Annotated in this window: 24 protein-coding genes and 1 tRNA gene; 13 read left to right on the forward strand and 12 right to left on the reverse strand. The window is 61.2% G+C overall.

Annotation, left to right across the window (positions count from 1 at the left end; all coding sequences use genetic code 11):
• Window positions 1-46 precede the first annotated feature (46 nt).
• The 3 genes from NKH98_RS17140 to NKH98_RS17150 form a co-directional block, all read right to left on the reverse strand.
• The gene (locus NKH98_RS17140; protein WP_254817240.1) at window positions 47-298 is read right to left on the reverse strand and encodes a PepSY domain-containing protein; all 252 of its coding nucleotides are present in this window, start codon (window positions 296-298) and stop codon (window positions 47-49) included.
• Window positions 299-516: 218 nt separating this feature from the next.
• Window positions 517-591: transfer RNA gene (locus NKH98_RS17145), tRNA-Val, on the reverse strand.
• A gap of 102 nt (window positions 592-693) precedes the next feature.
• The gene (locus NKH98_RS17150) at window positions 694-1377 is read right to left on the reverse strand and encodes a phosphoglycolate phosphatase (RefSeq protein ID WP_352899972.1); all 684 of its coding nucleotides are present in this window, start codon (window positions 1375-1377) and stop codon (window positions 694-696) included.
• Window positions 1378-1522: 145 nt separating this feature from the next.
• On the opposite strand from NKH98_RS17150, the gene rpiA reads away from it, so the two are divergent.
• From rpiA to gor, 3 genes are all read left to right on the forward strand, one after another.
• Complete coding sequence (gene rpiA, locus NKH98_RS17155) at window positions 1523-2254, forward strand: ribose-5-phosphate isomerase RpiA (RefSeq protein WP_352899975.1); 732 nt, start codon at window positions 1523-1525, stop codon at window positions 2252-2254.
• Complete coding sequence (locus tag NKH98_RS17160) at window positions 2241-2819, forward strand: DUF2059 domain-containing protein (protein ID WP_352899978.1); 579 nt, start codon at window positions 2241-2243, stop codon at window positions 2817-2819. Before rpiA ends, NKH98_RS17160 begins: the two co-directional genes overlap by 14 nt.
• A gap of 117 nt (window positions 2820-2936) precedes the next feature.
• Entirely contained in the window at window positions 2937-4325 is a 1389-nt protein-coding gene (gene gor / locus NKH98_RS17165; RefSeq protein ID WP_352899981.1) for a glutathione-disulfide reductase, read from the forward strand.
• A 53-nt stretch (window positions 4326-4378) separates the two neighbouring features.
• Here the strand turns inward: gor and mgtE are convergent, their stop codons facing one another.
• From mgtE to NKH98_RS17185, 4 genes are all read right to left on the reverse strand, one after another.
• Complete coding sequence (mgtE, locus tag NKH98_RS17170; RefSeq protein WP_352899984.1) at window positions 4379-5743, reverse strand: magnesium transporter; 1365 nt, start codon at window positions 5741-5743, stop codon at window positions 4379-4381.
• A gap of 271 nt (window positions 5744-6014) precedes the next feature.
• The gene (locus NKH98_RS17175; RefSeq protein WP_352899987.1) at window positions 6015-7904 is read right to left on the reverse strand and encodes an ABC transporter ATP-binding protein/permease; all 1890 of its coding nucleotides are present in this window, start codon (window positions 7902-7904) and stop codon (window positions 6015-6017) included.
• Window positions 7905-8613: 709 nt separating this feature from the next.
• Window positions 8614-9291 carry a DsbA family oxidoreductase gene (locus tag NKH98_RS17180; protein ID WP_254817233.1) on the reverse strand — a complete coding sequence of 226 codons (678 nt, stop codon included), beginning with the start codon at window positions 9289-9291 and terminating at the stop codon, window positions 8614-8616.
• A 23-nt stretch (window positions 9292-9314) separates the two neighbouring features.
• On the reverse strand, window positions 9315-11135 hold the full coding sequence (locus NKH98_RS17185; protein ID WP_352899990.1) for an extracellular solute-binding protein: 1821 nt from the start codon (window positions 11133-11135) through the stop codon (window positions 9315-9317).
• A gap of 231 nt (window positions 11136-11366) precedes the next feature.
• Between NKH98_RS17185 and NKH98_RS17190 the strand changes: the two genes are divergently transcribed.
• Window positions 11367-11996: an invasion associated locus B family protein gene (locus NKH98_RS17190; RefSeq protein ID WP_352478856.1), complete on the forward strand. Its 630-nt coding sequence runs from the start codon at window positions 11367-11369 to the stop codon at window positions 11994-11996.
• 121 nt (window positions 11997-12117) lie between these two features.
• On the opposite strand, the gene hspQ is transcribed toward NKH98_RS17190, so the two are convergent.
• Together hspQ and NKH98_RS17200 are read right to left on the reverse strand one after the other, a co-directional pair.
• The gene (gene hspQ, locus NKH98_RS17195; protein ID WP_023675043.1) at window positions 12118-12441 is read right to left on the reverse strand and encodes a heat shock protein HspQ; all 324 of its coding nucleotides are present in this window, start codon (window positions 12439-12441) and stop codon (window positions 12118-12120) included.
• A 220-nt stretch (window positions 12442-12661) separates the two neighbouring features.
• Window positions 12662-13870 (reverse strand): UbiH/UbiF family hydroxylase, encoded by a 1209-nt coding sequence (locus NKH98_RS17200; RefSeq protein ID WP_352899993.1) that lies wholly within the window; start codon window positions 13868-13870, stop codon window positions 12662-12664.
• A gap of 103 nt (window positions 13871-13973) precedes the next feature.
• Here NKH98_RS17200 and NKH98_RS17205 point away from each other — a divergent pair, with 103 nt between their 5' ends.
• The 8 genes from NKH98_RS17205 (at window position 13974) to NKH98_RS17240 (ending at window position 22195) form a co-directional block, all read left to right on the forward strand.
• Entirely contained in the window at window positions 13974-14870 is an 897-nt protein-coding gene (locus NKH98_RS17205; RefSeq protein ID WP_352899994.1) for a DUF2182 domain-containing protein, read from the forward strand.
• Between the two features lie 13 nt (window positions 14871-14883).
• Window positions 14884-15498, forward strand: a complete 615-nt coding sequence (locus NKH98_RS17210; RefSeq protein WP_352478853.1) for a DUF1326 domain-containing protein — start codon at window positions 14884-14886, stop codon at window positions 15496-15498.
• The gene (gene pcsA / locus NKH98_RS17215; protein WP_352899997.1) at window positions 15495-16310 is read left to right on the forward strand and encodes a phosphatidylcholine synthase; all 816 of its coding nucleotides are present in this window, start codon (window positions 15495-15497) and stop codon (window positions 16308-16310) included. The genes NKH98_RS17210 and pcsA overlap by 4 nt, the downstream gene beginning before the upstream one ends.
• 18 nt (window positions 16311-16328) lie before the next feature.
• Window positions 16329-17306: a quinone oxidoreductase family protein gene (locus NKH98_RS17220; RefSeq protein WP_352899998.1), complete on the forward strand. Its 978-nt coding sequence runs from the start codon at window positions 16329-16331 to the stop codon at window positions 17304-17306.
• A 152-nt stretch (window positions 17307-17458) separates the two neighbouring features.
• Window positions 17459-19051 carry an ABC transporter ATP-binding protein gene (locus NKH98_RS17225; RefSeq protein WP_502894269.1) on the forward strand — a complete coding sequence of 531 codons (1593 nt, stop codon included), beginning with the start codon at window positions 17459-17461 and terminating at the stop codon, window positions 19049-19051.
• A complete protein-coding gene (locus NKH98_RS17230) occupies window positions 19048-20160 on the forward strand; it encodes an ABC transporter permease (RefSeq protein WP_352900003.1) in 1113 nt (370 codons plus the stop codon). The genes NKH98_RS17225 and NKH98_RS17230 overlap by 4 nt, the downstream gene beginning before the upstream one ends.
• Window positions 20160-21080 carry an ABC transporter permease gene (locus NKH98_RS17235; protein ID WP_352900006.1) on the forward strand — a complete coding sequence of 307 codons (921 nt, stop codon included), beginning with the start codon at window positions 20160-20162 and terminating at the stop codon, window positions 21078-21080. The genes NKH98_RS17230 and NKH98_RS17235 overlap by 1 nt, the downstream gene beginning before the upstream one ends.
• Before the next feature lie 47 nt (window positions 21081-21127).
• Window positions 21128-22195, forward strand: coding sequence for a BMP family ABC transporter substrate-binding protein (locus NKH98_RS17240; RefSeq protein ID WP_352508441.1), 1068 nt, complete (start codon window positions 21128-21130; stop codon window positions 22193-22195).
• Window positions 22196-22261: 66 nt separating this feature from the next.
• On the opposite strand, the gene rimO is transcribed toward NKH98_RS17240, so the two are convergent.
• From rimO to NKH98_RS17255, 3 genes are all read right to left on the reverse strand, one after another.
• On the reverse strand, window positions 22262-23575 hold the full coding sequence (gene rimO, locus NKH98_RS17245) for a 30S ribosomal protein S12 methylthiotransferase RimO (protein WP_352900008.1): 1314 nt from the start codon (window positions 23573-23575) through the stop codon (window positions 22262-22264).
• Window positions 23576-23724: 149 nt separating this feature from the next.
• A complete protein-coding gene (locus tag NKH98_RS17250) occupies window positions 23725-24384 on the reverse strand; it encodes a TerC family protein (protein ID WP_352900011.1) in 660 nt (219 codons plus the stop codon).
• Window positions 24385-24555: 171 nt separating this feature from the next.
• Window positions 24556-24963, reverse strand: a complete 408-nt coding sequence (locus NKH98_RS17255; protein WP_352478848.1) for a DUF930 domain-containing protein — start codon at window positions 24961-24963, stop codon at window positions 24556-24558.
• Between the two features lie 166 nt (window positions 24964-25129).
• Here NKH98_RS17255 and NKH98_RS17260 point away from each other — a divergent pair.
• On the forward strand, window positions 25130-25245 hold a 116-nt coding region (locus NKH98_RS17260; RefSeq protein ID WP_352900016.1), incomplete at its 3' end, for a helix-turn-helix domain-containing protein.

Raw genomic sequence — 25245 nt, forward strand, 5'->3', positions numbered from 1 at the left:
TTCGAGGAGAGGCATTTTTTAGAATCTGGACCGTTGGCGGCCAGCTTCATTTCGGCGCAGCTGTCACCGGATCATAGGTGATTTCAACTTTCGCCTTGTCGTTCGTGTAATAAATGACGGTGTAGGCGCCGCTGTCCCAATCGATTTCCTTGATGTAGCGGAAGTCGTCGCGCTGCTCTACCTTGGCGATGATTTCCGACAGCTTCTTGGCATTCTGCGGCGGCACCGGATTTTCGTCCGCGGCAAAGGCCGATCCGCCGACAAGCAGCACGGCGGCCGCCAAAACAAGTCTGGACATGGCTTTCCCTCACATTTCGATGAGCAGAAACTCATCTACATACGGGTTTGTTCCCGGACTCGGGCTTGCGGATCGTCCAGACCGGCAATTGTGCTAAGCGTAAGTGTGCCTGTCAGTCTTATAGCTTGCGGAAAAGCGCACGGAAAACCAATGCGATCATGCGCTGGTTCTCGATCACGGCAGCCTTCCCCGTCGGTGATGGCTAAGTGCCGAAAAGATGGTGGGCGATGCAGGGATTGAACCTGCGACCCCACCCGTGTGAAGGGTGTGCTCTCCCGCTGAGCTAATCGCCCGCTCGTTGCCCGAAGGCCAAGCGCGCCGCGATATAAGGGAGGCCGGCCTGCGAAGTCAACCACTTGTCGGCCGTCATCTGGCCGTCTGGACTATGACCGGCTTCAGCCCTCCGCCGCGGCCATCAGCCCTTGTACCAGATCGAGCGTCAGCGAATCGAAATGCGAGATCACCGCCGACGGCTCGAACTCCCGCACATGACGATCAGTGTAGCCGAAATCGACTGCCACTACCGGAATCCCGGCGGCCTTTGCCGTGTCGATATCGGTCTGCGAATCACCGACCATCAGTGCACGGTGCGGGTCGCCACCGGCGCGCGCGATAGTCCGCGTGAGATGGCGCGGGTCGGGCTTGCGGAACGGAAAACTGTCCTGACCGCAGATCGCCGCGAAATGCCTGGTCATGCCGAGCGCCTCGATGAGTGCCACCGAATTGGCCTCGTATTTATTGGTGCAGATGGCCAGCAGGTAACCGGCTGCCTCGAACCGTGCGATCGCCTCGGGAACGCCCGGGTAGGGGCGCGATTTGCCGGGAATGTTAACGGTGTAATGGTCCAGAAACAGCTTTAGCAGCCGATCGTGCTCCTCCACGGCCAGCGACCTGTGCTGCGCTGCATGGGCGCGCTCGATCATCACGCGGCCGCCATGGCCGACGAAACGCTTGAAGCCGGCTTCGTCGACGGCCGCGAGCTGGCTGGCGGCAAGGCTGTGGTTGAGGCTGTCGAGCAGGTCCGGCGCCGTGTCGATCAGCGTCCCGTCGAGGTCGAACACGATGGTCGGTCGGGTCATGGCCTGTCCTGTGACGATTCGATTGCCGGCAGGCGATAACCGCTGCGGCCCGTTCAGGCAAGCCGGCTTATCCACCGCGGGCAAGGTCCTTTGACCAGCTCGGCAAAAATGCTACGAGCGCCGAAACAAATCGTGGGGCCCGGCAATGGATGCGAGGCAATTGAAGGTTGAGGCCGCGCGGACAGCGCTGGCCCATGTCACGGATGGCATGCGGCTCGGCATCGGCACCGGTACGACAGCGGATGAGTTCGTGCGGCTGCTCGCCGACAAGGTCGCCACCGGCCTGACTGTCATCGGCGTGCCGACCTCGGAGCGCACCGCCGTCCTTTGCACCCAGCTTGGTGTGCCGCTGTCAACCCTCGAGGAAACACCGGAGCTCGACCTCACCATCGACGGCGCCGACGAGATAGATCCGGCGCTGATATTGGTCAAGGGCGGCGGTGGCGCGCTGCTGCGCGAAAAGATTGTCGCGGCGGCCTCCGCCCGCATGATCGTCATCGCCGACAGCTCCAAGATGGTCGAGATGATCGGCCGCTTTCCGCTGCCCATCGAAGTCAACCGGTTTGGCCTGCGCGCCACCGAAATTGCGGTTGGCGCGGCGGCTGCAAACCTGGGCCTTTCCGGCCCTGTTACATTGAGGATGACGGGGAGCCAGCCATTTGTTACAGACGGCGGCCATTTTATCCTCGATGCATCTTTTGGCCGCATTCCGGATACAAGAGCGCTTTCGAATGCTCTCCACGCCATTCCCGGCGTGGTCGAGCATGGTCTTTTCATCGGGCTGGCGACAACGGCCATCATAGCCGGCGGCGACGGCATCCAAACCGTCCATGCCGCCCGAAAACCAAGGAGTTTTACCGATCATGATGTTGCATAACCGGGTTGGCCGCTTTTTTGCCATTCTGGCGGCCTCGGCCGTTTTCGCGTTTTCGTCGCCGGCGTTTTCGCAGGACGTCACTGATGCGCATCTGAAGGCGGCGCGTGCCGCGGTCGCGGCGATCCATGCGACGGATACGTTCGACAACATCCTGCCGCAAGCGGCCGCGGCGCTCGAGCAGCAGCTGATCCAGAAGAACCCGGACATGCAGGAACTGATCGCCAAGACGATCAACGAGAAGGCGATGGCCTTGGCATCGCGCCGCGCCGACCTGGAAAAGGAAGCAGCGCTTGCCTACGCAAAGGTGTTCTCGGAAAAGGAACTCAATGAAATCGCCGCCTTCTACAATTCCGATTCCGGCAAGAAGCTGCTCGACAACGGCCCGATCGTGACGCGCGAACTGGTGAAGGCTGCCGAGATCTGGCAGAACGGCCTCGCTCGCGATCTCGCCCAGCAGGTCGGCGAGACCCTGGGTGCAGCGGCGAATGCCAAGGCGCAGGCTGCACCTGCCGAGGGTGCCGCCCCGGCAGACGGGGCTGCTCCCGCGGACGCCACGCCGAATTGATCGGGGACTTCCGAGTGGCCTGACCGCCACTGGACCAGAAAGCCCGGCAAGTCCGGGCTTTTCTTTTGGTGGCTGGCAGCCTACCTGTCTCGTTGTTTGAGGGGCAGGAGCTGGACCATGGCCGGTTACGACTACGATCTTTTCGTCATCGGCGGCGGCTCCGGCGGGGTGAGGGCGGCGCGCGTCGCTGCCTTACTCGACAAGCGTGTCGGCATTGCCGAGGAATTCCGCTACGGCGGCACCTGCGTGATCCGCGGCTGCGTGCCGAAGAAGCTTTATGTCTACGCCTCGCAATTCCCCGAGCATTTCGCCGACGCTGCCGGTTTTGGCTGGACGGTGCCTGAGGGGCATTTCGACTGGCAGAAGCTGGTCGCCAACAAGGATCGCGAAATCAGCCGGCTGGAGGCCGTCTACAAGAAGAACGTGCAGGGCGCCGGCGGTGAGGTCTTTCATTCGCGCGCCACCCTGGTCGATCCGCATGTGGTGCATCTTCTCGGTGAGGATCGCACCGTTACCGCCGACCAGATCCTGATCGCTACCGGCGGGCGCCCGGCGCCGCATCCGGCATTGCCCGGCCATGAGCACTGCATCTTTTCCAACGAAGCCTTCGACCTCAAGGAACTGCCGAAGGCAATCATGATCGAGGGCGGCGGCTATATCGCCGTCGAATTCGCCAATATCTTTCATGGGCTGGGCGTCGACACGACTCTGGTCTATCGCGGCAAGGAGATACTCAGCCGCTTCGACATGGACCTCAGACGCATGCTGCACGAGACGATGGAAAAGAAGGGGATAAAAATCCTCTGCCACGCCGTGTCCGAGTGGGTCAGGAAGCGCCCTGACGGCCGGCTCGACGCGCTTGTCACCGGCGGCACCGTGCTGACGGTCGACCAGGTCATGCTCGCCATCGGCCGCATTCCCAATACCGAGAACATGGGGCTGGAAGGCGTCGGCATCGAGATGACCAAAACCGGGGCAATCCAGGTCGACGAATACTCCCGCACGAACATCGACAACATCTGGGCGATCGGTGACGTCACCCACCGCGTGCAATTGACGCCGGTGGCGATCCACGAGGCGATGTGCTTCGTCGAGACCGCCTTCAAGGACAAGCCGACGGCGCCCGACCATGACACGATCGCCACCGCAGTCTTTTCACAGCCCGAGATCGGCACGGTCGGCCTGTCGGAGGATGAGGCGGCAAAGCGCTTTTCGGATCTTGAAATCTACCGCGCCACCTTCCGGCCGATGCGGCACACGCTTTCCGGCCGCGATGAAAAGATGCTGATGAAGCTGGTCGTCGACGGCGGCTCGAAAAAGGTCCTCGGCGCCCATATCCTCGGGCCGGACGCCGGCGAAATGGCGCAGCTTCTCGGCATACCGCTGAAGGCCGGGCTGACCAAAGATGATTTCGATCGCACCATGGCGGTGCATCCGACCGCGGCGGAAGAACTCGTCACCATGTACAAACCGACTTACCGGGTGAGAGATGGTGAGCGCGTCTGACGCGACGACGACCCATCGCGGCAACGAGATTGCCGCGATGGAAGTGCGTGATCTTACAGCAACGTTCCGCGCAGGATTACCAGCGCCACCGAAAAATAAATCACCAGCCCAGTGACGTCGACCAGCGTGGCGACGAACGGGGCTGATGCGCTGGCCGGGTCGAAGCCGATGCGCTTCAGGACGAACGGCAGCATTGATCCAGACAGCGAGCCGAAGGTGACGATGCCAACCAGTGTGGCGCCGATCGTCATTGCGATCAGCGGCCAGTGCGGGCCGTAGTCGTAGAAGCCGAAATATTGCCAGAGCGCGATGCGGCAGACGCCGACTACGCCAAGGATCGAGCCAAGCACCAGGCCGGTGGGCAGCTCCCGCAGGGCCACCCGCCACCAGTCGCCAAGGCCGATCTCGCGCAGCGCCAGGGCTCGGATGACGAGCGAGGTCGCCTGCGAGCCGGAATTGCCGCCGGAGCTCATGATCAATGGAATGAACAGGGTCAGCACGATCGCCTTTTCCAGCTCGCCCTCGTAGCTCTGCATCGCGTTGGCGGTCAGCATCTCGCTGATAAACAGCGCACACAGCCACCCGGCGCGCTTCTGGATCATCGCCAGAAACCCCATCTTCATATAGGGCTCGTCGAGAGCCTCCACGCCGCCGAAACGATGCACATCCTCGGTCGTTCCCGAGATCATCGTATCGATAATGTCGTCGATGGTGATGATGCCGAGCAGCTTGCCGTTGTCCACGACCGGGACGGCGAGCAGATCATATTTGGAGATCAACTGAGCAACCTTTTCACTATCGGTCAGCGGTGAAACAGTGATAGGCGCACGATCCGGCGCTATTGCCATGATCAGCTCGTCGGGTTCGCCAGCGATCAGTCGACGCAGGCTGGTCGAGCGCAACAGGACCTGCGTTTGCGGATCGACGATGTAGATCGCGTAGACGGTTTCGCGCGTCCGCTCGACCTTGCGAATGTAATCCAGCGTGCGGGCAACGCTCCAGTCCGGCGGCACGCTGACATATTCAGTCGTCATGAGCGAGGCGGCGCTGCCCTCGGGGTAGCCGAGAATAGCAAGCAGCGTCGCGCGCAGCGGTGGCGCCAGGCCGCCGAGCAGCTCGGAACGAGCCGGTTCGTTCAGATCGCGCAGTATGTCGGCGGCGCGGTCGACCGACATGGCGGCAAGCAGTCTGCCTGCCTTGATGCGGGGTAGTGCCTCGACGAGTTCGGATGCGCCGTTGAGCTTCGGCTGGTCGAAGATCTCGACCAGCCGCTCGAACGGCACTTCGCAAAGCAGCTCCGATGCCGTCTCGCGAGGCTCCTGGTTCAGCGCCTCGACCATGTCGGCGACATGTTCGTTAGCAAGTACGCGGGCGATGGCGATGGCATCGCCGCCCGCAACGGGGGAAAACTCGTTCATGGCTCACTCCTTGCCGTCCGGCAGGACGTGAGCCTGTCAGATCACGTCAAGCGGACGGCGGTTGCGTTCGACTGTGACTGTCGCCAGGCATGGCGCGGTGACCTTTCTGCTCGCGGGTTCGGATTGAGATTCTGCAAGCCGGCGCAACATAGGCGCGCGCCTTGCCGAGTCAATCGCGAGAGCGGGTTAAAACGGCGGCAGACCGACCGGATCGCGAGACTGTGATCGGGCTACGTGGCAGGCAGGCTGGATGCTGGCAATGGTGCCGCAGCTATCTCTGCTTAAGCCGGCGGGGAAAGCGCAGCCACTTGTCCTCGGACGGCCGCGTCGGCTGCGTGAGGATGGTGGTGAGCTCGACCGGCAAGCTCGGAACCAGCGGCTTCTTGGTGGCGACGCCGTCGGCGATCGCAACGACGCTGTGGTAGAATTCGGTGCCCGCGAGCGATCTCGGCGGCGTCGCCTCATGCATGATCGAGATCACAGTTGCATCAGGGCAATTGTCCTTGATCGCCTGGTGGAAGGCGATCCGTCCATCGGGGTCGAGAGCGCCAGTGGCTTCATCGAGGAACAGCAATCCCGGCTGCTGCAGCACGATACGGGCGACAACCAGCTTCTGTTTCTGCCCACCCGAGAGAACCTGATCCCAGATCTTTCCTTCACGGCTCTCATCGGCCAAATGCTCGATGAAATCGCCGAGGCCGGCCTTGTGCAGGGCGGATGCGACCTGCACGTCGGGATAATCATGCTCGGAACCGGGCAGGCAGACCAATTGCTTCAGCGAAACCTGCTGCAGCTTCACCTCCTGGGCGGCGTAGAAACTCCTGACCCCTTCCGGGAAGACGATGGTTCCGCGGCCATAGGGCCAAAGGCCGTTGATCGCCTTGATCAGCGAGGTCTTGCCGCAGCCGGATTCGCCCTTCAGGAACGTCCATTCGCCACGCCGGAAGCGCAAGTTCGCGGCACTCAGGAAGGGCGTTGCGTCCTCGCCCTGATGCGCCAGCTCTAGTTTCTGGATGGTCAGGCCGAAAACAGGGTTTTGGCGGTCGTAGCGAAAATCGGAGCGGCCGGTCTGCTGATAAAATTCCTGCGGGTGCTGAACGTTTTCGATCGCGTTTGCGAGTTCGGTGACGCGCTGGCTGTTGGCCCGCAGCGCGGCGATGGCAGGCATGACATGGATGAACCACGAGCATTGACTGATCAGCGAGTTGACCATCTCGGAGCCGGTTATGTAGCCCTTGAGATCGAACCCGTTATGGATGAAGGGAACCAAGCCTGGCCCGTAGGCGACAATGCGGGCACCGATGAAATTGTAGATCAGCTCGAACGAATTGTAGCCTGTGTTGACGATGTTCAGCCGCGCCCAGGTGCGGTCGATGTCGACATAGCGCTGGCTGTGCACTGCCTTCTGCACGTTCTCGCCTTGCGATGCGGCGACATGAAAACTGCGGCGCAGAAAGGTGATCAGCTCGCCGCGATAGCTGCCTTCGGCCTGCTGCATCCTGACATTGAGCCGTTCCAGCAGCCTGCCCAGCTTGACGGCGATCCAGGTGTTCAACGGCACGTAGGTGGCGACTGCCAGAAAGGCGAGGACGGCGCTGCCATAGCTGCCGAGGAACTCCAGCCCTTTGACCTCCGCCGAGTGTGCAAGCAGTTGCTGGCCGACGAAATACAATGAAGTAGCAACGGCCAAAACCCCCATCGCGAGGCCGATGGCGCCGCCCGTCATATCCTTGATCGATTCCTGGATGCGCTGGTCGATATTGTCGGGAGCGGCGGCACCTGACGAGCCATGCTGAGCGTGGAAATGGGTGTGATTGGAATCAAGCAGGGCTTCGTTGAACTGGCTGTCCAGCCAGCCGCGCCACTTGCGATGCAACGTTGCGGACACCAGGCTGCGGATACCGGTAAAACCCGCATCCTTGAGCAAGACCAGGAGGACAAGTATCCCGGCATTGGCCAGCAGTGTCTGAAGCGGGGTGGTGTTCGCGGCATCATGGAAAAAGGCGATCGAGTTGACCAGCTCTCCGGATGCTACGGCAAACCACACGCCTGACTTGCTGGAGAGCGCGGTGAGCAGCGCGATCACCAGCGTCAAGGTCCAGGCTTCCACCCACTTGTCCGAAAACCAGTAGGCCCGCATCAGGCCCCAGAAGCTGCGCATCGACGATACGGGCGTAAGGGGCGACTGCCTTGCGGCACCGCGGAGCCATTTTTCCGATATTGAATGTCGCGTTGGTCTATCGACCCGAATCACTATCCCGCCCAAACGATTTTTCTTTTATTACGGACAGTAACACCAATTGATCATTTTCCATTAGCTTTTCACCAGCCGCGGGTGGCTTAACTCGCCGGCCGTTGCAGTGGAGCAACAGAGTGGATGATCACGGGGCTGTGCCGTCGGAATTCTAGGCGCTTGATATCAATGCAATTTCAATATGTTACTTGCCTGCACCGGAGAAAGTAGGGACCTTCCCTTGGGGAAGGCCCTCACACAGCTTTGTGAACGTAGAAGCGCCGTCCAGCGGTCGATCTTCACAGCCTGAACCGATCTTCAGCGCGCCCTTACGGCCAGGTCCGACCTCGTTGGCGGCCAGAACGCGACCTGTATGATTCGTGGGTGAAGCCGCCTTGTCGGGAGAGCCCGTAATCAGCCAAGCAACGACGTTGCCCCTACGTCCAGGATGCGGACCGACATGGATTCCGACACAGATCACGAACCCGGGCGAGCAAGGCCTACGGCAACAGCTGGAGCAAGGGGCTGTTTTCCTGCCAGTCCTCCACCAAGGGATTGACCTGCACCGCCAAGCATGGCCATGGCTTTTTCGTCAGCAAGGCGAAGGTGACGGTGAAATAGTCGAAAATAGCCCAGCTCAGTTCGCCGTCTCCAGTTCGCCGCGTGCCTTGGCCGCAGCCACCTGGCGCAGCGCATCGGCAAGCGTATCGGCGTCCTGGGCGCCCATCACCGCATATTTGCCTTCAAGCAGAAAGCACGGCACGCCCGATATGCCCATGCGCGAAGCGGTGGCGATTTCGGTGCGCACCGCCTCGACATCCGCGTCCGTCGACAGAAGCGTTTCGACGACGGAGGCATCCATGCCGGCCTCGCGGGCGGCTTCGATCAGCACGGCATGATCGCCGAGATTGGCGCCTTCTTCGAAATTCAGCTGGAACAGCCGGCGCACCAGCCGGTTCTGAACGGCCTCGCCGGCCGTCCCGGCCCAGCGAATGAGCCGGTGCGCATCCAGCGTATTGGGCGCGACCTTGATGGCGTCGAAGGCAAAGGAAATCCCCTCAGCCTCGCCCAACGGCTCGATCCGGGCATGGATTTCGCGGATGCGTTGCTCGCTGCCGAATTTCGCCACCATGTAGTCGCGGCGGTTCTTGCCTTCGGGCGGAATCGTCGGGTCGAGCTGGAAGGGCCGCCAACGTATGTGAACGTCGATGTCGACGGCGGCAATCGCCTTGTCGAGCCGTTTCTGGCCGATAAAGCACCAGGGGCACACGACGTCGGAGACCACATCGACGGTAATCGAGTTCTCGTCGTTCATCTTGATCTCCTGTTCTGAAGAGGTCACTTCGGTTTGCGCCACCAGGTCGGCAACTGATAACCGTATATGGGCGTCTTTTGCGGATGTTCCAGATAGTTCCAATAAGCGAGCCATTGCTGGTTGTTGTGCTGGGTCGGCACCATGTAATTGCCTGAGATCAGCAGCCGGTCGAGGACCCGGACAGCAGCGACATAGTCCTCCTTCGAGCGGGCTCTCAACATCGCCTCGATCGCCGCGTCCACTGCGGGGTCGGCGACACCCGCTAGGTTGAACGAGCCTTCGGCCTTGGCGGCAGCGGATCCCCAGCGCCCGGCTTGCTCGATACCGGGCGACAGCGAGTTGTTGAAACCGGTCGAGCCGACCAGCACCTCGAAATCGAAACGCTGCTTGCGCGACTGGATCTGATCGCCGTCGAGGCTGCGAATGCTGACATCGATGCCGAGCTTCTCAAGCGTGCGCTGATAGATAGCGGCAAGTCGCTCTTCGTCCTGCGAGGCGGTCAGGATCTCGAAACCGAACGGCTTTCCCTGGGGATCGAGCATCGCGCCGTCCTGCACCGTATAGCCCGCGCTCTTCAGCAGCTCGAATGCCGCCTTCAGCACCTTGCGGTCCTGGCCGGAGCCATCGGTAACGGGCGGCCTGTAGGTGCCGTCCATGACATCTGCGGGCACGCGGCCGGGGTAGGGGGCCAGCAGGGCCTTTTCCTTTTCGCTGGCCGGGTGGCCGAGCGCGGACAGCTCGGAATTCTGCCAAAAACTCATCGTGCGCGTGTATTTGCCGCCGAACAGATTCTTGTTGGCCCATTCGAAGTCGTAGAGCATGCCGAGCGCGCGCCGCACGATCGGATTGGAAAATTTCGGCAGCCGCGTGTTGAACAGGAAACCGTTGAACACCGGCGGAATGCCGGTATCGAAAGTTTCGGCGATGACCTCGCCCCTGTGGAAGGCCGGAAAGTCGAGATCGCGCTCGCGTTTGACCGGGTCGCTGTCGTCGTCGATGGCGCAGATGCCTTTCTTGAACGCTTCCTGCTTGGCGTTGGCGTTGAGGAAATACTCGATGGTGATCTGGTCGTAATTGTCGAAGCCGCGCTTGGACGGCAGGTCCTTGCCCCAATAGTCCGGATTGCGCTTGAACACGATGCGCTGGCCGGGCGCGACTTGCGCCACCATGTAAGGCCCGCTGCCGATCACCGGCTTCAGCGTCGTCCTGTCGAAAGTGTCCTTGTTGAACGCGTGTTTCGGGATGATCGGCGTCAGCGCAATGATTAGGGGAAATTCGCGGTCCGCCTTTTCGTTGAAGGTGAAGCGCACACTGCGGTCGCCGGTCTTTTCGAGCTTGGCGATCGCTTTCATTCGCTGGCTGTAAGGTGGCCGACCCTTCTCGGTGAAGACATCATAGGTGAACAACACGTCTTCCGGCGTCACCGGCTCGCCGTCCGACCATTTGGCCCTGGGATCGAGGTGGAATTCGATGCTCTTGCGCTCGGGATCCATGTCGGCGGTATCGGCGAGCAGGCCGTAGAGACTGAAGGCCTCGTCGTAGTTGCGCTGCATCAACGGCTCGAAGACAAGATTGCCAAAAGCTTGATCCATCATGCCGCGCGCGGTGGTGCGCAGACTTCTCAGGATGAACGGATTGAGATTGTCGAAGCTGCCTACGACACAATAGGTAATGCTGCCGCCTTTCGGCGCGTCGGGATTGACGTAGTTGAAATGATCATAGTCGGCCGGCAGCGCCGGCTCGCCCTGCATGGCAAGCGCGTGCTTCGGTTCCGACAGGGCCGGCTGCAGGGAAAGGCCGACAAACAAGATTGTGGCGATCAGCCAAACGACAACGCGGCCCATGACCGTCTCCTTCCCGATTCGATGCGCAGCATACATGAGCCGGTCGTGCACCGGCCAATCCCTCGACCCAGTCCCTCGGCCAAGATTCGCGCGGCCCGGGCTGGATTCGGCGCCGCTTGCAGTGTAACACGCCGTCCGAAGTCATTCTGTTGCCTCATTTCGGCAACAGGTAGCTGGACCACACGGCATGAAAAAAGCCGGTCCCGGGATCATTTGAGAGGAATGCACGACATGACGAGCCTGAACAGCAACGCGTACCGCCTGTCGGTCATGGCCGCTGGCGTGGTCGGCATTCTGGGCGCCGGCATTCCCGCTGCTGTCGCGCAGCAGCAACAGCAGATTCCGCAAGGCTGGTTCAAGGCCTGCACCAAGCAGGAAGATGTCGACATTTGCAATGTCCAGAACATCACCACCGCCGGCAATGGTCAGCTCATCACCGGCGTCAGCCTGATCGAATTGAAGGGCAAGGTGAACCGCAAGGTGTTCCAGGTGACGGTTCCGACTGGCCGTCTGGTTCCTCCCGGCATCGGCCTCCAGATCGACGCCGGCAAGGCGCAGAAGCTCGAGTACGTGATCTGTTTCCCGGATCGCTGCGTGGCGGAAGTGCCGCTGACCGATCAGCTCGTCGCGTCCTTCAAGAAAGGTTCGAACCTGACACTGACCTCGGTCAATTTCCAGAACCAGCCGAACCCGATCAAGATCGCGCTGACCGGCTTCAGCGGCGCCTTCGACGGCCCGCCGCTGCAGCAGTCGGACATCGAGGACCGACAGAAGAAGCTCCAGGAGTTCGTCGCCAAGAACAATCAGGATTTTGCCAAGAAGCTCAAGGAAGAGCAGGAAAAGGCAAAGGCCGCCAACTGATCGACGGGTTTTCGAACAAAACAAAAAGCGGGGTTCATGCCCCGCTTTTTTATTGAATCGGCTGATTATCGGGTCCAGACTTGTCTCAAGCCTGTCCGAGCCCAGCCAGATCCCGACTAAGTCAATGTCTCAATTGGTGCTTCGGCTCGTAGCGCCCGTCCGGCTTCTTGTCGAACATTTCCCCAATCTGCGGATGCCGAACCGGTTCGCCCGACCGGTCCTCGAGTAAATTCTGCTCGGACACATAGGCGATGTATTCCGTCTCCGAATTCTCGGCGAGCAGATGATAGAAGGGCTGGTCCTTGCGCGGCCGCACGTCGGCGGGGATCGCCTCGTACCATTCGTCGGTATTGGCGAATTGCGGATCGACGTCGAAAATGACGCCGCGGAACGGAAACAGCCGGTGGCGAACCACCTGTCCGATCGAGAATTTGGCTGTTTTCATAGCACTCACCACTTGAACTTCTTGAACGCCACGCATCCTGGAACACGCAAGGAAACGCTCCAGGACTTTAGATTCTCACGCACCGGTCAGGCAAAGATCGGCCCAGACCTTACGGTCGACATCGTCATTATTTGGCGCAGACGCCGCGTCAATTCAATCCCGATCAACTGATGCCGGGTTGAGCATCACAAGATGCGGATCAAGGGCGGCGCCACGATCGCTATCGCGCGGCCGCTTTTCGCAATCCGCCAAAAAACGCCGCAAAACCGCTGCCGGGTCGAAGACCCTCGCGCATGAAAAACGCCCGCAACGGCGCAAACCCCTCAAGCGCGCCAAGACCAGCACTGCGCATCAGCTGGGCCGGCAGCATGTCGGAAAGCAACGACATGTTCAGCAGGTTGACCGCGCTGCTGCGCGCCAGAATGTCCGGCCGTCGCTTGAAATCATAGGCTGCAAGCGTCTGGGCGGCGCCCGGGTCCGAGCGGTTTCTGCTTGCGGTACCAATCAGGTCGTCAATGTCCCGGATGCCGAGATTAAGCCCTTGCGCGCCGATTGGGGGAAACACGTGGGCGGCTTCACCGACAAGTGCCACGCGGCGATGCGCAAACCGCCACGGGCTCACCGCTGAAAGTGGGTAGACCTGCCGGCCGGGCTCAACCGACACGCGGCCCAGCATCGATTGCATCTGCTGTTCGACCCGCGTCGAAAGCTCGGCCTCGTCGAGTGCTGCAAGATCCTTGGCGATTTCGGGTTCGAGCACCCAGACAAGGCTGGACCGGTTGCCGGGCAGGGGAACCTGTGTGAACGGACCGGTCTCGGTGTGGAATTCGGTCGAGGTGAATGCATGGTCGCTGCGGTGACCGAAATTGAGCACCAGCGCCGCCTGCGGAAAGGATCGGACCGAGGTCCGGATGCCGGCTGCCTCGCGGGCCGGCGATTGACGGCCATCGGCGGCAACTGCCAATGATGCCTCAACCTCGCTACCGTCGGCGAGAACGGCATGGGCATGGTCGGCATCGAGGCGCCATGCCTCCACCATCGACTTTCGCCATTCGATACCCGAATGCGTGACAGCCTCGGCTAGCGTGCGGTTGAGAACGCTGTTGGGCAAGTTCAGCCCGAATTGCTCTTCGTTGATCTCGCTGGCGCGAAAAGTCACTGTCGGGCTGCGGATCAGCCGGTTGGTTGCGTCAACGATACGCATCACCTTGAGCGGCGCTGCGTGCGGCCTGATTCCGTCGAAGATCCCTAGCCGTTCGAACATCTCTAGGGCAGGGTTCATCAAGGCTGTCGTCCGGCCGTCGGGGCCGGCTGCGTCGGGTCCGACGAGTGTCACGGGAAAGCCCGCCTCGGCAAAGCCAAGCGCCGCGATCAGCCCCGCAGGGCCGCTGCCGGCGACCAGTATCCGTGCTGTTTCCCGATGGTCCAAATTCGGCTTCCGGATTGCGAGGTGAGGCCTGTCCGACCTGCTGGTCCATATAGGTCAGGTGATGCGGCTTGATCAACGCGGCGATTCGGCCCATTCGGTTGCCATGACCGGCCAACAAGACGATTTCAGCCACCTCGATGGTACCGGCCGCGCGATGGCGAGCGTTGCGCGCAGCCCTCGACTGGCGGTGAGCGTCGTTGCCGGCATGGGCGTCGCCCTTGCCTGGCTCCTCCTCGGGGCAATGGCAGTTCGTGGTGCCGTAAGCCGGCTCCCGGGCGCCGATGCACCCGGCGATGCCGTGCTGGAATACCTGCCGCAACTGCCGTTGCCGGATTTCCTTGCCCGTTTCTTCGCCCTCTGCCTTGCGCCGGCGCCGGTTCGCGCAAGCGTAGGCGCGCAAGGCGGGGCACTCACCGCGATGTGGCTGTTGATGGCCATCGCGACCATGCTGCCCTCCGCGGCGCCGATGATCCGCACCTATTGCGAGATCGCGGATACCGCCCGGATCAAGAGGGAGCCGGCCGTCCATCCGCTGATCCTGGTCGCTGGATATTTGAGCGTCTGGCTTGTCGCCTCGGCAATGTTCGCTGCCCTGACGCTCGCAATCCATGCATTCGCCTCATCCGGGCAGATGCTCGATCCGCTGGTTGGAATTGCCGGGGCAGCCGCGCTGTCGATCGCTGGTCTCTATCAGTTCAGCCGGCTGAAGGAAGTCTGTCTGGACAAGTGCAGAAATCCGTTCTCGGTCCTGTTCGCCAACTGGAGCGCCAGGCCCATTCGTATTTTGCGGCTCGGCATGAAGCAGGGCCTGTGGTGCCTTGGATGCTGCTGGGCTCTAATGCTGGTAATGTTTGCCGTCGGTGTGATGAACGTGTTCTGGATGGCGATGATCGGCTTGTTCAGCCTGGTCGAAAAACGGATGGCAGGCAATCTGCCGACGCGGCTGGCCGGTGCGATACTGCTTGTCTGGGCAGCAGCGCTACTAGTAGTCTCGACATGAGGGGGACAATTCGATGACAGACCAAAACTGGGCAATGAAGGGAGAACTCGTCCTCTCCTGCAATTGCACGGTTTTTTGCCCTTGCGTTCTGTCGCTCGGCAACCATCCGCCTACGGAAGGCTATTGCCAAACCTGGGCGGGGTTCCGCATCGATGCCGGCCATTTCGGCGACGTCGACCTGTCCGGTCTCAATCTTGGGCTGATCATGGAAATCCCCGGCTATATGAGCCGCGGCAACTGGACGGCCGGCCTTTTCATCGACAAGCGCGCCTCGGTTTACGCTGTGAAGGGACTGACGAAGATATTCACCGGCAAGGCGGGTGGAACCACATCGCTGCTCTCCATCCTGGTCGGACAGTTCCTCGGGGTCGAGCAGGTGCCGATCACCTACGAGACGCGTGAGAAAACACGCATTTTCCAGATACCGAAGATCATCGATGGTGCGGTGACGCCGATCACCGGCAAGGATCGCGACAAGGATACGGTCATCAGCAATTCGGAATACTGGATTGCGCCGGAAATCATCGTCGCCAAATCCGACAAGAGCAAAATGCGGGCCTTTGGCCGCAACTGGAACTTTGCTGGCCGCTCGGCCGAAATCTGCAAGCTGGATTGGCGGGGCCCGTGAGCAAGAAGACGACGGCCAGGAAAATCGCCGACCGGATTCCGCGGCCGAAGAAGAAAGTCACATGGCCTCAGGCGCGGGCGTTCTCGGTCCATCTCTTGACCGCGTCGGGCTCATTCCTGGCGTTTCTGTCGCTGGTGGCAGCAAGCGAGCAGAGGTGGACGGCGATGTTCTGGTGGCTGGGCCTGGCGCTTTTCGTCGACGGCATCGACGGGCCGATCGCCAGGAAGCTCGACGTCAAGGAAATCCTGCCGACATGGTCGGGCGAGCTGCTCGACAACATCATCGACTACGTGACCTACGTGTTGATTCCGGCCTTCGCGCTCTATCAGCGCGGCTTCATGGGCGAGCGCCTGTCGTTCCTGTCGGCGGCGATCATCGTGGTGTCGAGCGCGATCTACTATGCCGATACCGGCATGAAGACGAAGGAGAATTTCTTCAAGGGCTTTCCGGTCGTCTGGAACATGGTGGTGTTCACGCTGTTCGTCATCGAACCAGGACAATGGGTTTCCTTCGCCGTGGTCGTGGTGGCCGGCATTCTCACCTTCGTGCCGATCAATTTCATCCATCCGGTGCGGGTGAAGCGGCTGCGGCGCGTCAATCTCGGCATGACGCTGCTTTGGTGCGCTTTCGGCGCGCTGGCGCTGGCGCAGGCCGCACTTGCCTCCTTCTACGACCAGATCGGCGTGCTGGGCGAGCAGGTCAGCGACTTCATCAAGATCGGGATCACGGTCACCGGGCTTTACCTCGCCTGCATCGGCGCTATCATGCAGTTCTTTCCAAATCTCGGCGCCAAGCCGGACAAGAGAGCCTGATCCCAAGAGAGCCTGAAAATGTCCAAAGCGATCCGCATCCATGCCCATGGCGGTCCGGAGGTCCTGACCTATGAGGATGCCGATCCCGGGCAGCCAGGCTCGGGACAGATCCTGGTCAAGCACAGCGCGATCGGTCTCAATTTCATCGACGTCTATTATCGCTCGGGCCTTTATCCGCCGCAGGGCGGATTTCCGCTGATCCCCGGCGGTGAGGCGGCCGGCGTGGTCTTTAAGGTCGGCTCGGATGTCGACTGGCTCAAACCCGGCGATCGCGTCGCCTATGCCGTGACCACCGGCGCCTATGCCGAGCAGCGCGTGATCGCTGCCGACCGCGTGGTGAAGGTGCCGGACGGCATCAGCGACGAACAGGCCGCAGCCGTGATGCTAAAGGGCATGACGGCCGAGTATCTGTTGCGCCGTACATTCAAGGTGAAAGCCGGCGACACGATCCTGTTTCATGCGGCGGCCGGCGGTGTCGGGCTGATCCTCGGTCAATGGGCCAAGCATCTCGGCGCGACGGTGATCGGCACCGCGAGTTCAACCGACAAGATCGAACTCGCCAAGGCGCATGGCTTCGACCACGTGATCAACTATCGCGAACAGGATTTCGTCGCCGGCGTTGCCGCTATCACCAGTGGCAAGAAATGCGACGTCGTCTATGATTCGGTCGGCAACGACACGTTTCCAGCCTCGCTCGATTGCCTGCGGCCGCTCGGCACGTTCGTCAGCTTCGGTCAATCGTCTGGGCCGATCCCGCCCTTCAGCATCTCGTTGCTGGCGCAGAAGGGCTCGCTGTTCGCAACGCGGCCGACGCTGTTCGTCTACAATGCCAGGCGCGAAGACCTCGAGGCTTCCGCCGCCGCATTGTTCGACGTGGTGCTCAGCGGCGCCGTCAAGATCAAGATCAACCAGCGTTACGCGCTCAGCGAGGCCGGCAAGGCGCATTCCGATCTCGAAGGGCGCAGGACCACCGGGACAACGATACTTATCCCTTGAGCGCCCGCAGTTTCGGCCCGCCGACGCCGCGGTTCTTGCGAACTGCTCTTTACCGCTTGAGTTTCCGCTGAAATTCTTGAAGCTCTTTCAAGTCGTGAGGCGCTTACCGTAGAGAGCAGGGCGCGCATACGATGCTTGCGGGAACACAGAACATGTCTGGCAAACCAGATGGAGGCACCGTGAGTGCAGATCAGGACGGCGCAAACCTGCTTGAGGTTCGCGGCCTCACAAAGATATTCGGCACGCTGACAGCCTGCGACCATGTCGATCTCAACATCGCCAAGGGCGAGATCCATGCGTTGCTTGGCGAGAACGGCGCCGGCAAGTCGACGCTGGTGAAAATGCTGTTTGGATCGCTGGAACCGAATTCTGGCGAGATTTTCTGGAATGGCCAGGCGGTCAGGATCACCAGCCCAGGCACCGCAAAAAAGCTCGGCATCGGCATGGTTTTCCAGCATTTTTCCCTGTTCGAAGCGCTGACGGCGGCGGAGAACATCGCGCTGTCGCTGGATGACGGCTCGCCGATCAGCACGATCTCGGCCAAGGCGAGGGCGCTCTCCTACAGTTACGGCCTGCCTCTCGATCCGCTATCGCTGGTCGGTGATCTGTCGGTCGGCGAGCGCCAGCGTATCGAAATCATCCGCTGCCTCCTGCAGACGCCGCAACTCATCATCCTCGACGAGCCAACTTCGGTGCTGACGCCGCAGGAGGCCGATAAGTTGTTCGAGACGCTCGAACGGCTGCGTTCGGAAGGAAAGTCCATCCTCTACATTTCTCACCGGCTGGAAGAAGTCAAACGCATCTGCGACCGCGCCACCGTGCTGCGTCACGGCAAGGTGGTCGGCCATTGCAATCCGCGCCAGGAAACCGCGTCTTCGTTGGCGCGCATGATGGTCGGCAACGAGGTCCAGGCCGTGGTGCGGGCGCCGGCCGAGGGTATCGAGACCGCGCCGGTGCTGCTTCAAATCCGCGAACTCACGCGCAAGCCGGCGACCCCGTTCTCGATCCCGCTCAGGAACATCAATCTTGAAGTCCGGGCAGGCGAGGTGATCGGCATTGCCGGTGTGGCCGGCAACGGCCAGGGCGAATTCTTCGAATCCGTTTCCGGCGAGGTGCTGCAGGAGGATACCGGCTCGGTCCGCATCCGCGGCAAGGATGCCGGCGGCCTCGCCATCACCGGCAGGCGCCTGATGGGCGCTGCCTTCGTTCCGGAAGAGCGGCTCGGCCACGGCGCAGCACCGCGCATGAGGCTTTCGGAAAACCTGCTTCTGTCGCGCCACGCCACCGACGGCAAGATGTTTGTCGGCGCCGGTGGAATGGTCAAGAGCGATGGGATCTATACCGCTGCTCAACGCATCATAAAGGCAATGGACGTGCGCAAGAGCGCGCCGGACCCAGAGGCTGCGGCCCTTTCGGGCGGCAATCTGCAGAAATTCATCGTCGGCCGCGAACTCGACCGCCGGCCAAGCGTCTTGGTGGTCAATCAGCCGACCTGGGGGGTCGACGCGGGTGCGGCGGCCCACATCCGCCAGGCGCTGATCGAACTGGCGCGCAGCGGCTCGGCGGTGCTGGTGATCAGCCAGGACCTCGACGAGCTGTTCGAGATTTCCGATGCGATCACGGTCATGCACAATGGCGAACTGTCGAAGCCGCTGCCGATAGCTGAAGCGACATTCGAGAAAATCGGGCTGCTGATGGGCGGCGCCGAACCCGGTCATGCCGAACATACGCTGGAGACGGCTTGATGCGCCTCGAACTTGTAAAACGCCCGCAGCGCTCGATGCTGTTTTCGGCACTCTCGCCTTTCATCGCTTTCGTTTTGACGATCATAGCCGGTGCCATCATGTTCGCGCTGCTCGGCGTCAACCCGTTGAGTGCGTTCCGCATCTACTTCATCGAACCGATCAGCCAGGTCTGGCAGCTGCATGAGCTGGCGATCAAGGCCGCCCCCCTGATCCTGATCGCGGTCGGACTGTCGGTCTGCTACAAAGCCAACATCTGGAACATCGGCGCCGAAGGTCAGTTCATCCTGGGCGGCATTGTCGGCTCGATCTTCCCTGTGCTGTTTCCGCAGTTCGAAGGCCCATTGGTGCTGCCGCTGATGCTTCTTTTCGGCATGGTCGGTGGGGCTGCCTATGCTGCAATCCCGGCACTGCTGAAGACGCGCTTCAACACCAACGAGATCCTGACCAGCCTGATGCTGGTGTATGTCGCCCAGCTCTTCCTCGATTGGCTCGTACGCGGGCCGTGGCGCGATCCGCAGGGCCACGGTTTCCCGCAAACCATCCAGTTCAACGACTCGGCCATACTGCCGGAACTCCTCCCGGAATCCGGCCGGGCAAACTGGGGATTTGTCTTCGCGTTGGTCGCGGCGATACTGATCTGGATCCTGATGAGCCGTATGCTGAAAGGCTTCGAGCTCCGTGTGCTCGGCTCAAGCCCGAGGGCAGGGCGCTTCGCCGGGTTTGGCCTTAACCGTATGGTCTTCTTTGCCTTCCTGCTGTCGGGCGCACTGGCCGGACTTGCCGGGATTTCGGAGGTCTCGGGAGCCATCGGACAATTGCAGCCGGTGATCTCGCCCGGCTACGGATTTACCGCTATCATCGTGGCATTCCTCGGCCGGCTCAATCCGCTCGGCATCGTCGCCGCAGGCCTTGTGCTGGCGCTGACCTATCTGGGCGGCGAGGCAGTGCAAAGCGCGCTCGGCATCTCCGACAAGGTGGCGCGCGTGTTCCAGGGCATGCTTTTGTTCTTCGTGCTCGGCTGCGACACGCTCATCCATTACCGCATTCGCCTGATCGGCTTTTCCGCGCCGAAGCTCGAGGCAGCGCCGAAGCTGGAGGGAGCCCGCTGATGGACGTCACCGTCAACATCCTCTTGACGATCGCGACGGCGGCGACGCCGCTGCTGATCGCGGCGATCGGCGAACTGGTGGTCGAACGTTCGGGTGTGCTCAATCTCGGTGTCGAAGGAATGATGATCATGGGTGCGGTCGGCGGTTTCGGCGCCGGCTATCTCACCGGCTCGCCTTGGATAGGGCTGTTGGCGGCAATCACCATGGGGGCAGTGTTCTCGCTTCTGTTCGCTGTCATGACGCTGTCGCTGGCCACCAACCAGGTGGCAACCGGCCTGTCGCTGACACTGCTCGGCCTCGGGCTTTCCGGCATGATGGGGACGAATTTTGTCGGCCAGCCTGGCGAGAGGCTGCCAAACCTCGACATTCCCGGCCTGACCGCAATCCCGGTCGTCGGCAAGCTGCTGTTCGGCCAGGATCCAATCTTCTACATCTCGATCGCGCTTACCGCTGCCGTCATGTGGTTCCTGTTCAAGACCCGCACCGGGCTCACGCTGCGCTCGATCGGCGACAGCCATGCATCGGCCCATGCGCTTGGTATCCATGTCATCCGCTACCGTTATCTCTCAGTGATTTTCGGCGGCGCTTGTGCCGGCCTAGCCGGCGGCCACCTATCGCTGGTCTACACGCCGCAATGGGTGGAGAACATGACCGCCGGCCGCGGCTGGATCGCGCTGGCTCTGGTCGTCTTCGCTTCCTGGCGGCCGTGGCGGGTGCTGGCCGGCGCCTATATTTTCGGCGCGGTCTGGATCGGCCAGCTTCATGCACAGGCATTCGGCATTCCGGTCCCCTCGCAACTGCTTTCTTCGCTGCCCTATCTGGCAACCGTCGTGGTTCTCGTTCTAATCTCGCGCAACAAACGTTTGACGATGGTGAACACGCCGGCCTCCTTGGGCCAGCCATTCGTTCCGGATCGTTGACAACAAAAAGACGGAAGCTCCAAGGCTTAACTCAGAGAGGTAACAAAATGAAAAAACTGCTTATTGCCCTGCTGGCGACGACGGCCGCATTGTCGCTGGCGGCCTCAGCCGAGGCGGCGGACAAGCTGAAGGCATGCTGGGTCTATACCGGCCCGATCGGCGATTTCGGCTACTCCTACCAGCACGACCAGGGCCGCCTCGAGGTGGAAAAGGCACTCGGCGACAAGGTCGAGACCGCCTATCTCGAAAACGTCTCCGAAGGCCCCGATGCCGACCGCGCCTTCGAGCGCCTGGCGCGCGAGGGATGCAAGATCATTTTCGGCACATCCTTCGGCTTCATGGACCCGGAAGTGAAGATCGCAAAAAAATTCCCCAAGGTGATGTTCGAGCACGCCACTGGCTACAAGACCGCCAAAAATCTCGGCATCTACAATGCGCGTTTCTATGAAGGCCGCTACGTACTTGGCCAGATCGCCGCCAAGCAATCGAAGTCGGGTGTCGCCGGCTACATCGTTTCCTTCCCGATCCCGGAAGTTGTGATGGGTATTAATTCCTTCATGCTAGGCGCACAGTCGATCAATCCGAACTTCAAAGCCAAAATCGTCTGGGTGAACTCCTGGTTCGATCCGGGCAAAGAAGCCGACGCCGCCAAGGCATTGTTCGACCAAGGGGCCGACATCATCGTCCAACACACCGACTCGACCGCTGCGTTGCAGGTGGCGGAGGAGCGCAAGCTGCACGGCTTCGGCCAGTCCTCCGATATGATCAAGTTCGCACCGCACGCGCAACTGACCGCACTGACCGACGAATGGGGCCCGTACTACATCAGCCGGGTCCAGGCGGCACTCGACGGCACCTGGAAGCCCGACAATGTCTGGCTCGGCATCAAGGACGGCGCCGTCAAGCTGGCGCCGTTCACCAACATGCCCGATGACGTCAAGGCGATGGCCGAGGCCACCACCAAGAAGATCGCCGACGGCTGGAACCCCTTTACCGGGCCGATCGCCAAGCAGGACGGCACACCTTGGCTGAAGGAGGGCGAGGTCGCCGACGACGCCACGTTGCTCGGCATGAATTTCTACGTGAAAGGCGTCGACGACAAGCTGCCGCAGTAGGCAACCGGGAAGCACACCGAACGAAAGAGCGCCGCGAGGCGCCCTTTCATTTCGGACTGAGTGATCTCAGACCGCCGAGCCGTAGAGGTCGTAAGCGTCGGCGCGATCGATCTTGACCGTGACGATGTCGCCCGCGCGCAAGGGCCGCCGCGACTGGATATGGACCGAGCCGTCGATTTCGGGCGCGTCGTATTTGGTCCGGCCCTTGGCCGAATTGCCATGCGCCTCGTCGATCAGGACCGGCAGTCGCTTGCCAATTTTCTTGGTGAGCTGCGTTGCCGAAATCTTCTGTTGGCGCTGCATGAAGCGGTGCCAGCGGGCTTCCTTGATCTCCTGCGGCACCTGCTCGAGGCCGAGCTCGTTGGAGCGGGCGCCTCTGACCGGCTCGTATTTGAAACAGCCGGCGCGGTCGATCTTCGCCTCGTCCAGCCAGTCGAGCAGCATCTCGAAATCGTCGTCCGTCTCGCCGGGGAAACCGACGATGAAGGTGGAGCGGATGGCAAGGTCCGGGCAGACGTCGCGCCAGCTGCGAATGCGCTCGAGCGTCTTTTCGCCATGAGCGGGCCGGCGCATGTTCTTCAGCACCTGCGGCGAGGCATGCTGGAACGGAATGTCGAGATAGGGAAGAATCTTGCCTTCGGCCATCAGGGGGATGACGTCTGCGACATGCGGGTAGGGATAGACATAGTGCATGCGCACCCAGACACCGAGCTTGCCCAGTTCTTCTGATAGATCGAGGAACTTCGCCCGCACTTCGCGGTCGCCGAACATGCTGGTCCGGTATTTGATGTCGATGCCGTAGGCGCTGGTATCCTGCGAGATGACGAGGATCTCCTTGACCCCGGCCTTGGCCAGCTTCTCGGCTTCGCACAACACGTCGGCGGCCGGCCGCGATACGAGGTCGCCACGCAGCGCCGGGATGATGCAGAAGGTGCAGCGGTTATTGCAGCCTTCCGAAATCTTGAGATACGCATAGTGGCGCGGCGTAAGCTTGACCCCTTGCGGCGGCAAAAGGTCGATGTAGGGATCGTGGCTCGGCGGTGCTGCCTCATGCACAGCCGCCATAACGCTTTCATAGGCTTGTGGACCAGTGATGGCGAGGACGTTGGGGTGTCTTTCACGAATGACGTCCGGCTCGGCGCCGAGGCACCCGGTAACGATAACCCTGCCGTTCTCTGAAAGTGCCGAGCCGATGGCATTGAGCGATTCATCGCGAGCCGAATCGAGGAAGCCACAGGTGTTGACGACGACCAGGTCGGCGCCGTCGTGCTTGCGGGCGATCTCGTAGCCTTCAGCGCGCAGGCGGGTGATAATGCGCTCCGAATCCACAAGGGCTTTCGGGCATCCAAGGCTGACGAAACTGACGCGAGGGGCGGACATCAAGCTTTTCCGGATTCAGGATTGGCGGCGCAGTACCACAGTTGTTGCCGCATTGGTATGGGCAGCGGCTGCGGCGAAACGCAACCGCCGGCATCGCCGAAGGCTCGCCGAAATCGAAGTCGCGGCCGATGCGAATTCGAGTCGATGCGTCAGCTCACCGCACTGCTGACATGCGGCAAGACTTCCACCGCGCCTCGATAGATCATATCGAGTGCGACATAGAAGATGATCAAAAGGCCGATATAGGCGATCCAGCGATGGCGGTGCAGCAGCTTGGCGATGAAGCTCGCGGCAAGGCCCATCAGCGCGATCGACAGGACGAGGCCTATCACCAGCACCTGGAAGTGATCGCGCGCCGCGCCGGCGACCGCCAGCACGTTGTCGAGCGACATCGACACGTCGGCGATGACGATCTGCAATGCCGCCTGACCCAAGGTCTTCTTACGCGTCTTGCCGGCCACCATATCATCGCTGTTGATATCGGAATTGGACAGCGCTTCCGTCGCCTCCACCTCGTCGGCATGCGACGTGCGCAGCTCGCGATACATCTTCCAGCACACCCACAGCAGCAAGATGCCGCCGGCCAGCAGCAGGCCAACAATCTGCAGCAGGGTGACGGTGATCGCGGCAAAACCGATGCGCAGCACCGTTGCCGCCACCACGCCGATGAGAATCGCTCTCTTGCGCTGCTCGACCGGCAAGCCCGCTGCGGCCAGGCCGATGACGATGGCGTTATCGCCTGCAAGCACGAGGTCGATGGCGATGACCTGGAGCAGGGCAGAGAAGCCCGCGGCAGTGAAAATTTCCATCGACTGGAAGTCCCTTGCTGGTTGGCCGACCGTTTGCGTCGAATGCCTGGAGGGCCTAACGTGTATGGTTCCCGGACGTCAAGGGACTGGTTAGAACAAGGTCGGCAATATACAGAGTTTGCGACTATCGGCCCGAAACACCTGCAAAATGCGGCCACAGGTCGCGAATGCCTAATTATAGAGATTGTATTTGGGCCAGTCGCTTTCCGGAATTTCATCACCGATCCGGTAGCGGAGCTGCAGGACTTCCATATGGTCCGGCGCTGTCTCGCATTTGAATTTCAGCCGGTACCATTGTCCTTTGCTGCGAAACGCAGCACCCGGGCTCCTGATCGCATCGGCGCCCATTTCGGGCGTCGCAAAAGCGTAGGCGACGACACGATCGGCTTTGTATTTGTGGTCGTCGCGGGTAATCCGGTCGAGAATTTCGGCGTCGCATCGCTGCTCCAGCCGGGTTTGCGGATCGAGTTTCAGCAGGCCGGCGCGCAATGCGCTGTCCATCGCGCTGGCCGGCCAAGGCAGCGCCATCCATGCGAGGACCGCAAAAAATAACCTATTCATGGGCGGGAGAAGCACCATATTTCGGCGCAAAAATCAATCCGATCGGGGGCTCGCTCGCGTCCCGGTCATCTCGATGCAAGCCCGGGAGATTGCGTTCGGGACAAAGATGAGCGGCCCGAGACATAGGTGACGATTTGTACCGGACACATAGGTAACACTTTTCGGTTTTTGCCGGGAGGTGTTGATGCCGTGGAGAGAGTGTTCGGTGATGGAGGAACGTCTTCGCTTTGTGGCTCGCCTGCTCGACGGAGAAGGCATGAGCGCGGTGTGCCGGGAGTTCGGGATCTCGCGCAAGACCGG

Source organism: Mesorhizobium sp. M0833, assembly GCF_040319905.1.
Taxonomy (GTDB): Bacteria; Pseudomonadota; Alphaproteobacteria; order Rhizobiales; family Rhizobiaceae; genus Mesorhizobium.

Coding starts and splice junctions, on each gene's coding strand:
- NKH98_RS17140 (WP_254817240.1), bottom strand. CDS start 298: ATGTCCAGACTTGTTTTGGCGGCCGCCGTGCTGCTTGTCGGCGGATCG.
- NKH98_RS17150 (WP_352899972.1), bottom strand. CDS start 1,377: ATGACCCGACCGACCATCGTGTTCGACCTCGACGGGACGCTGATCGAC.
- rpiA (WP_352899975.1), top strand. CDS start 1,523: ATGGATGCGAGGCAATTGAAGGTTGAGGCCGCGCGGACAGCGCTGGCC.
- NKH98_RS17160 (WP_352899978.1), top strand. CDS start 2,241: ATGATGTTGCATAACCGGGTTGGCCGCTTTTTTGCCATTCTGGCGGCC.
- gor (WP_352899981.1), top strand. CDS start 2,937: ATGGCCGGTTACGACTACGATCTTTTCGTCATCGGCGGCGGCTCCGGC.
- mgtE (WP_352899984.1), bottom strand. CDS start 5,743: ATGAACGAGTTTTCCCCCGTTGCGGGCGGCGATGCCATCGCCATCGCC.
- NKH98_RS17175 (WP_352899987.1), bottom strand. CDS start 7,904: ATGCGCAGCTTCTGGGGCCTGATGCGGGCCTACTGGTTTTCGGACAAG.
- NKH98_RS17180 (WP_254817233.1), bottom strand. CDS start 9,291: ATGAACGACGAGAACTCGATTACCGTCGATGTGGTCTCCGACGTCGTG.
- NKH98_RS17185 (WP_352899990.1), bottom strand. CDS start 11,135: ATGGGCCGCGTTGTCGTTTGGCTGATCGCCACAATCTTGTTTGTCGGC.
- NKH98_RS17190 (WP_352478856.1), top strand. CDS start 11,367: ATGACGAGCCTGAACAGCAACGCGTACCGCCTGTCGGTCATGGCCGCT.
- hspQ (WP_023675043.1), bottom strand. CDS start 12,441: ATGAAAACAGCCAAATTCTCGATCGGACAGGTGGTTCGCCACCGGCTG.
- NKH98_RS17205 (WP_352899994.1), top strand. CDS start 13,974: ATGACCGGCCAACAAGACGATTTCAGCCACCTCGATGGTACCGGCCGC.
- NKH98_RS17210 (WP_352478853.1), top strand. CDS start 14,884: ATGACAGACCAAAACTGGGCAATGAAGGGAGAACTCGTCCTCTCCTGC.
- NKH98_RS17220 (WP_352899998.1), top strand. CDS start 16,329: ATGTCCAAAGCGATCCGCATCCATGCCCATGGCGGTCCGGAGGTCCTG.
- NKH98_RS17225 (WP_502894269.1), top strand. CDS start 17,459: ATGTCTGGCAAACCAGATGGAGGCACCGTGAGTGCAGATCAGGACGGC.
- NKH98_RS17235 (WP_352900006.1), top strand. CDS start 20,160: ATGGACGTCACCGTCAACATCCTCTTGACGATCGCGACGGCGGCGACG.
- NKH98_RS17240 (WP_352508441.1), top strand. CDS start 21,128: ATGAAAAAACTGCTTATTGCCCTGCTGGCGACGACGGCCGCATTGTCG.
- rimO (WP_352900008.1), bottom strand. CDS start 23,575: ATGTCCGCCCCTCGCGTCAGTTTCGTCAGCCTTGGATGCCCGAAAGCC.
- NKH98_RS17250 (WP_352900011.1), bottom strand. CDS start 24,384: ATGGAAATTTTCACTGCCGCGGGCTTCTCTGCCCTGCTCCAGGTCATC.
- NKH98_RS17255 (WP_352478848.1), bottom strand. CDS start 24,963: ATGGTGCTTCTCCCGCCCATGAATAGGTTATTTTTTGCGGTCCTCGCA.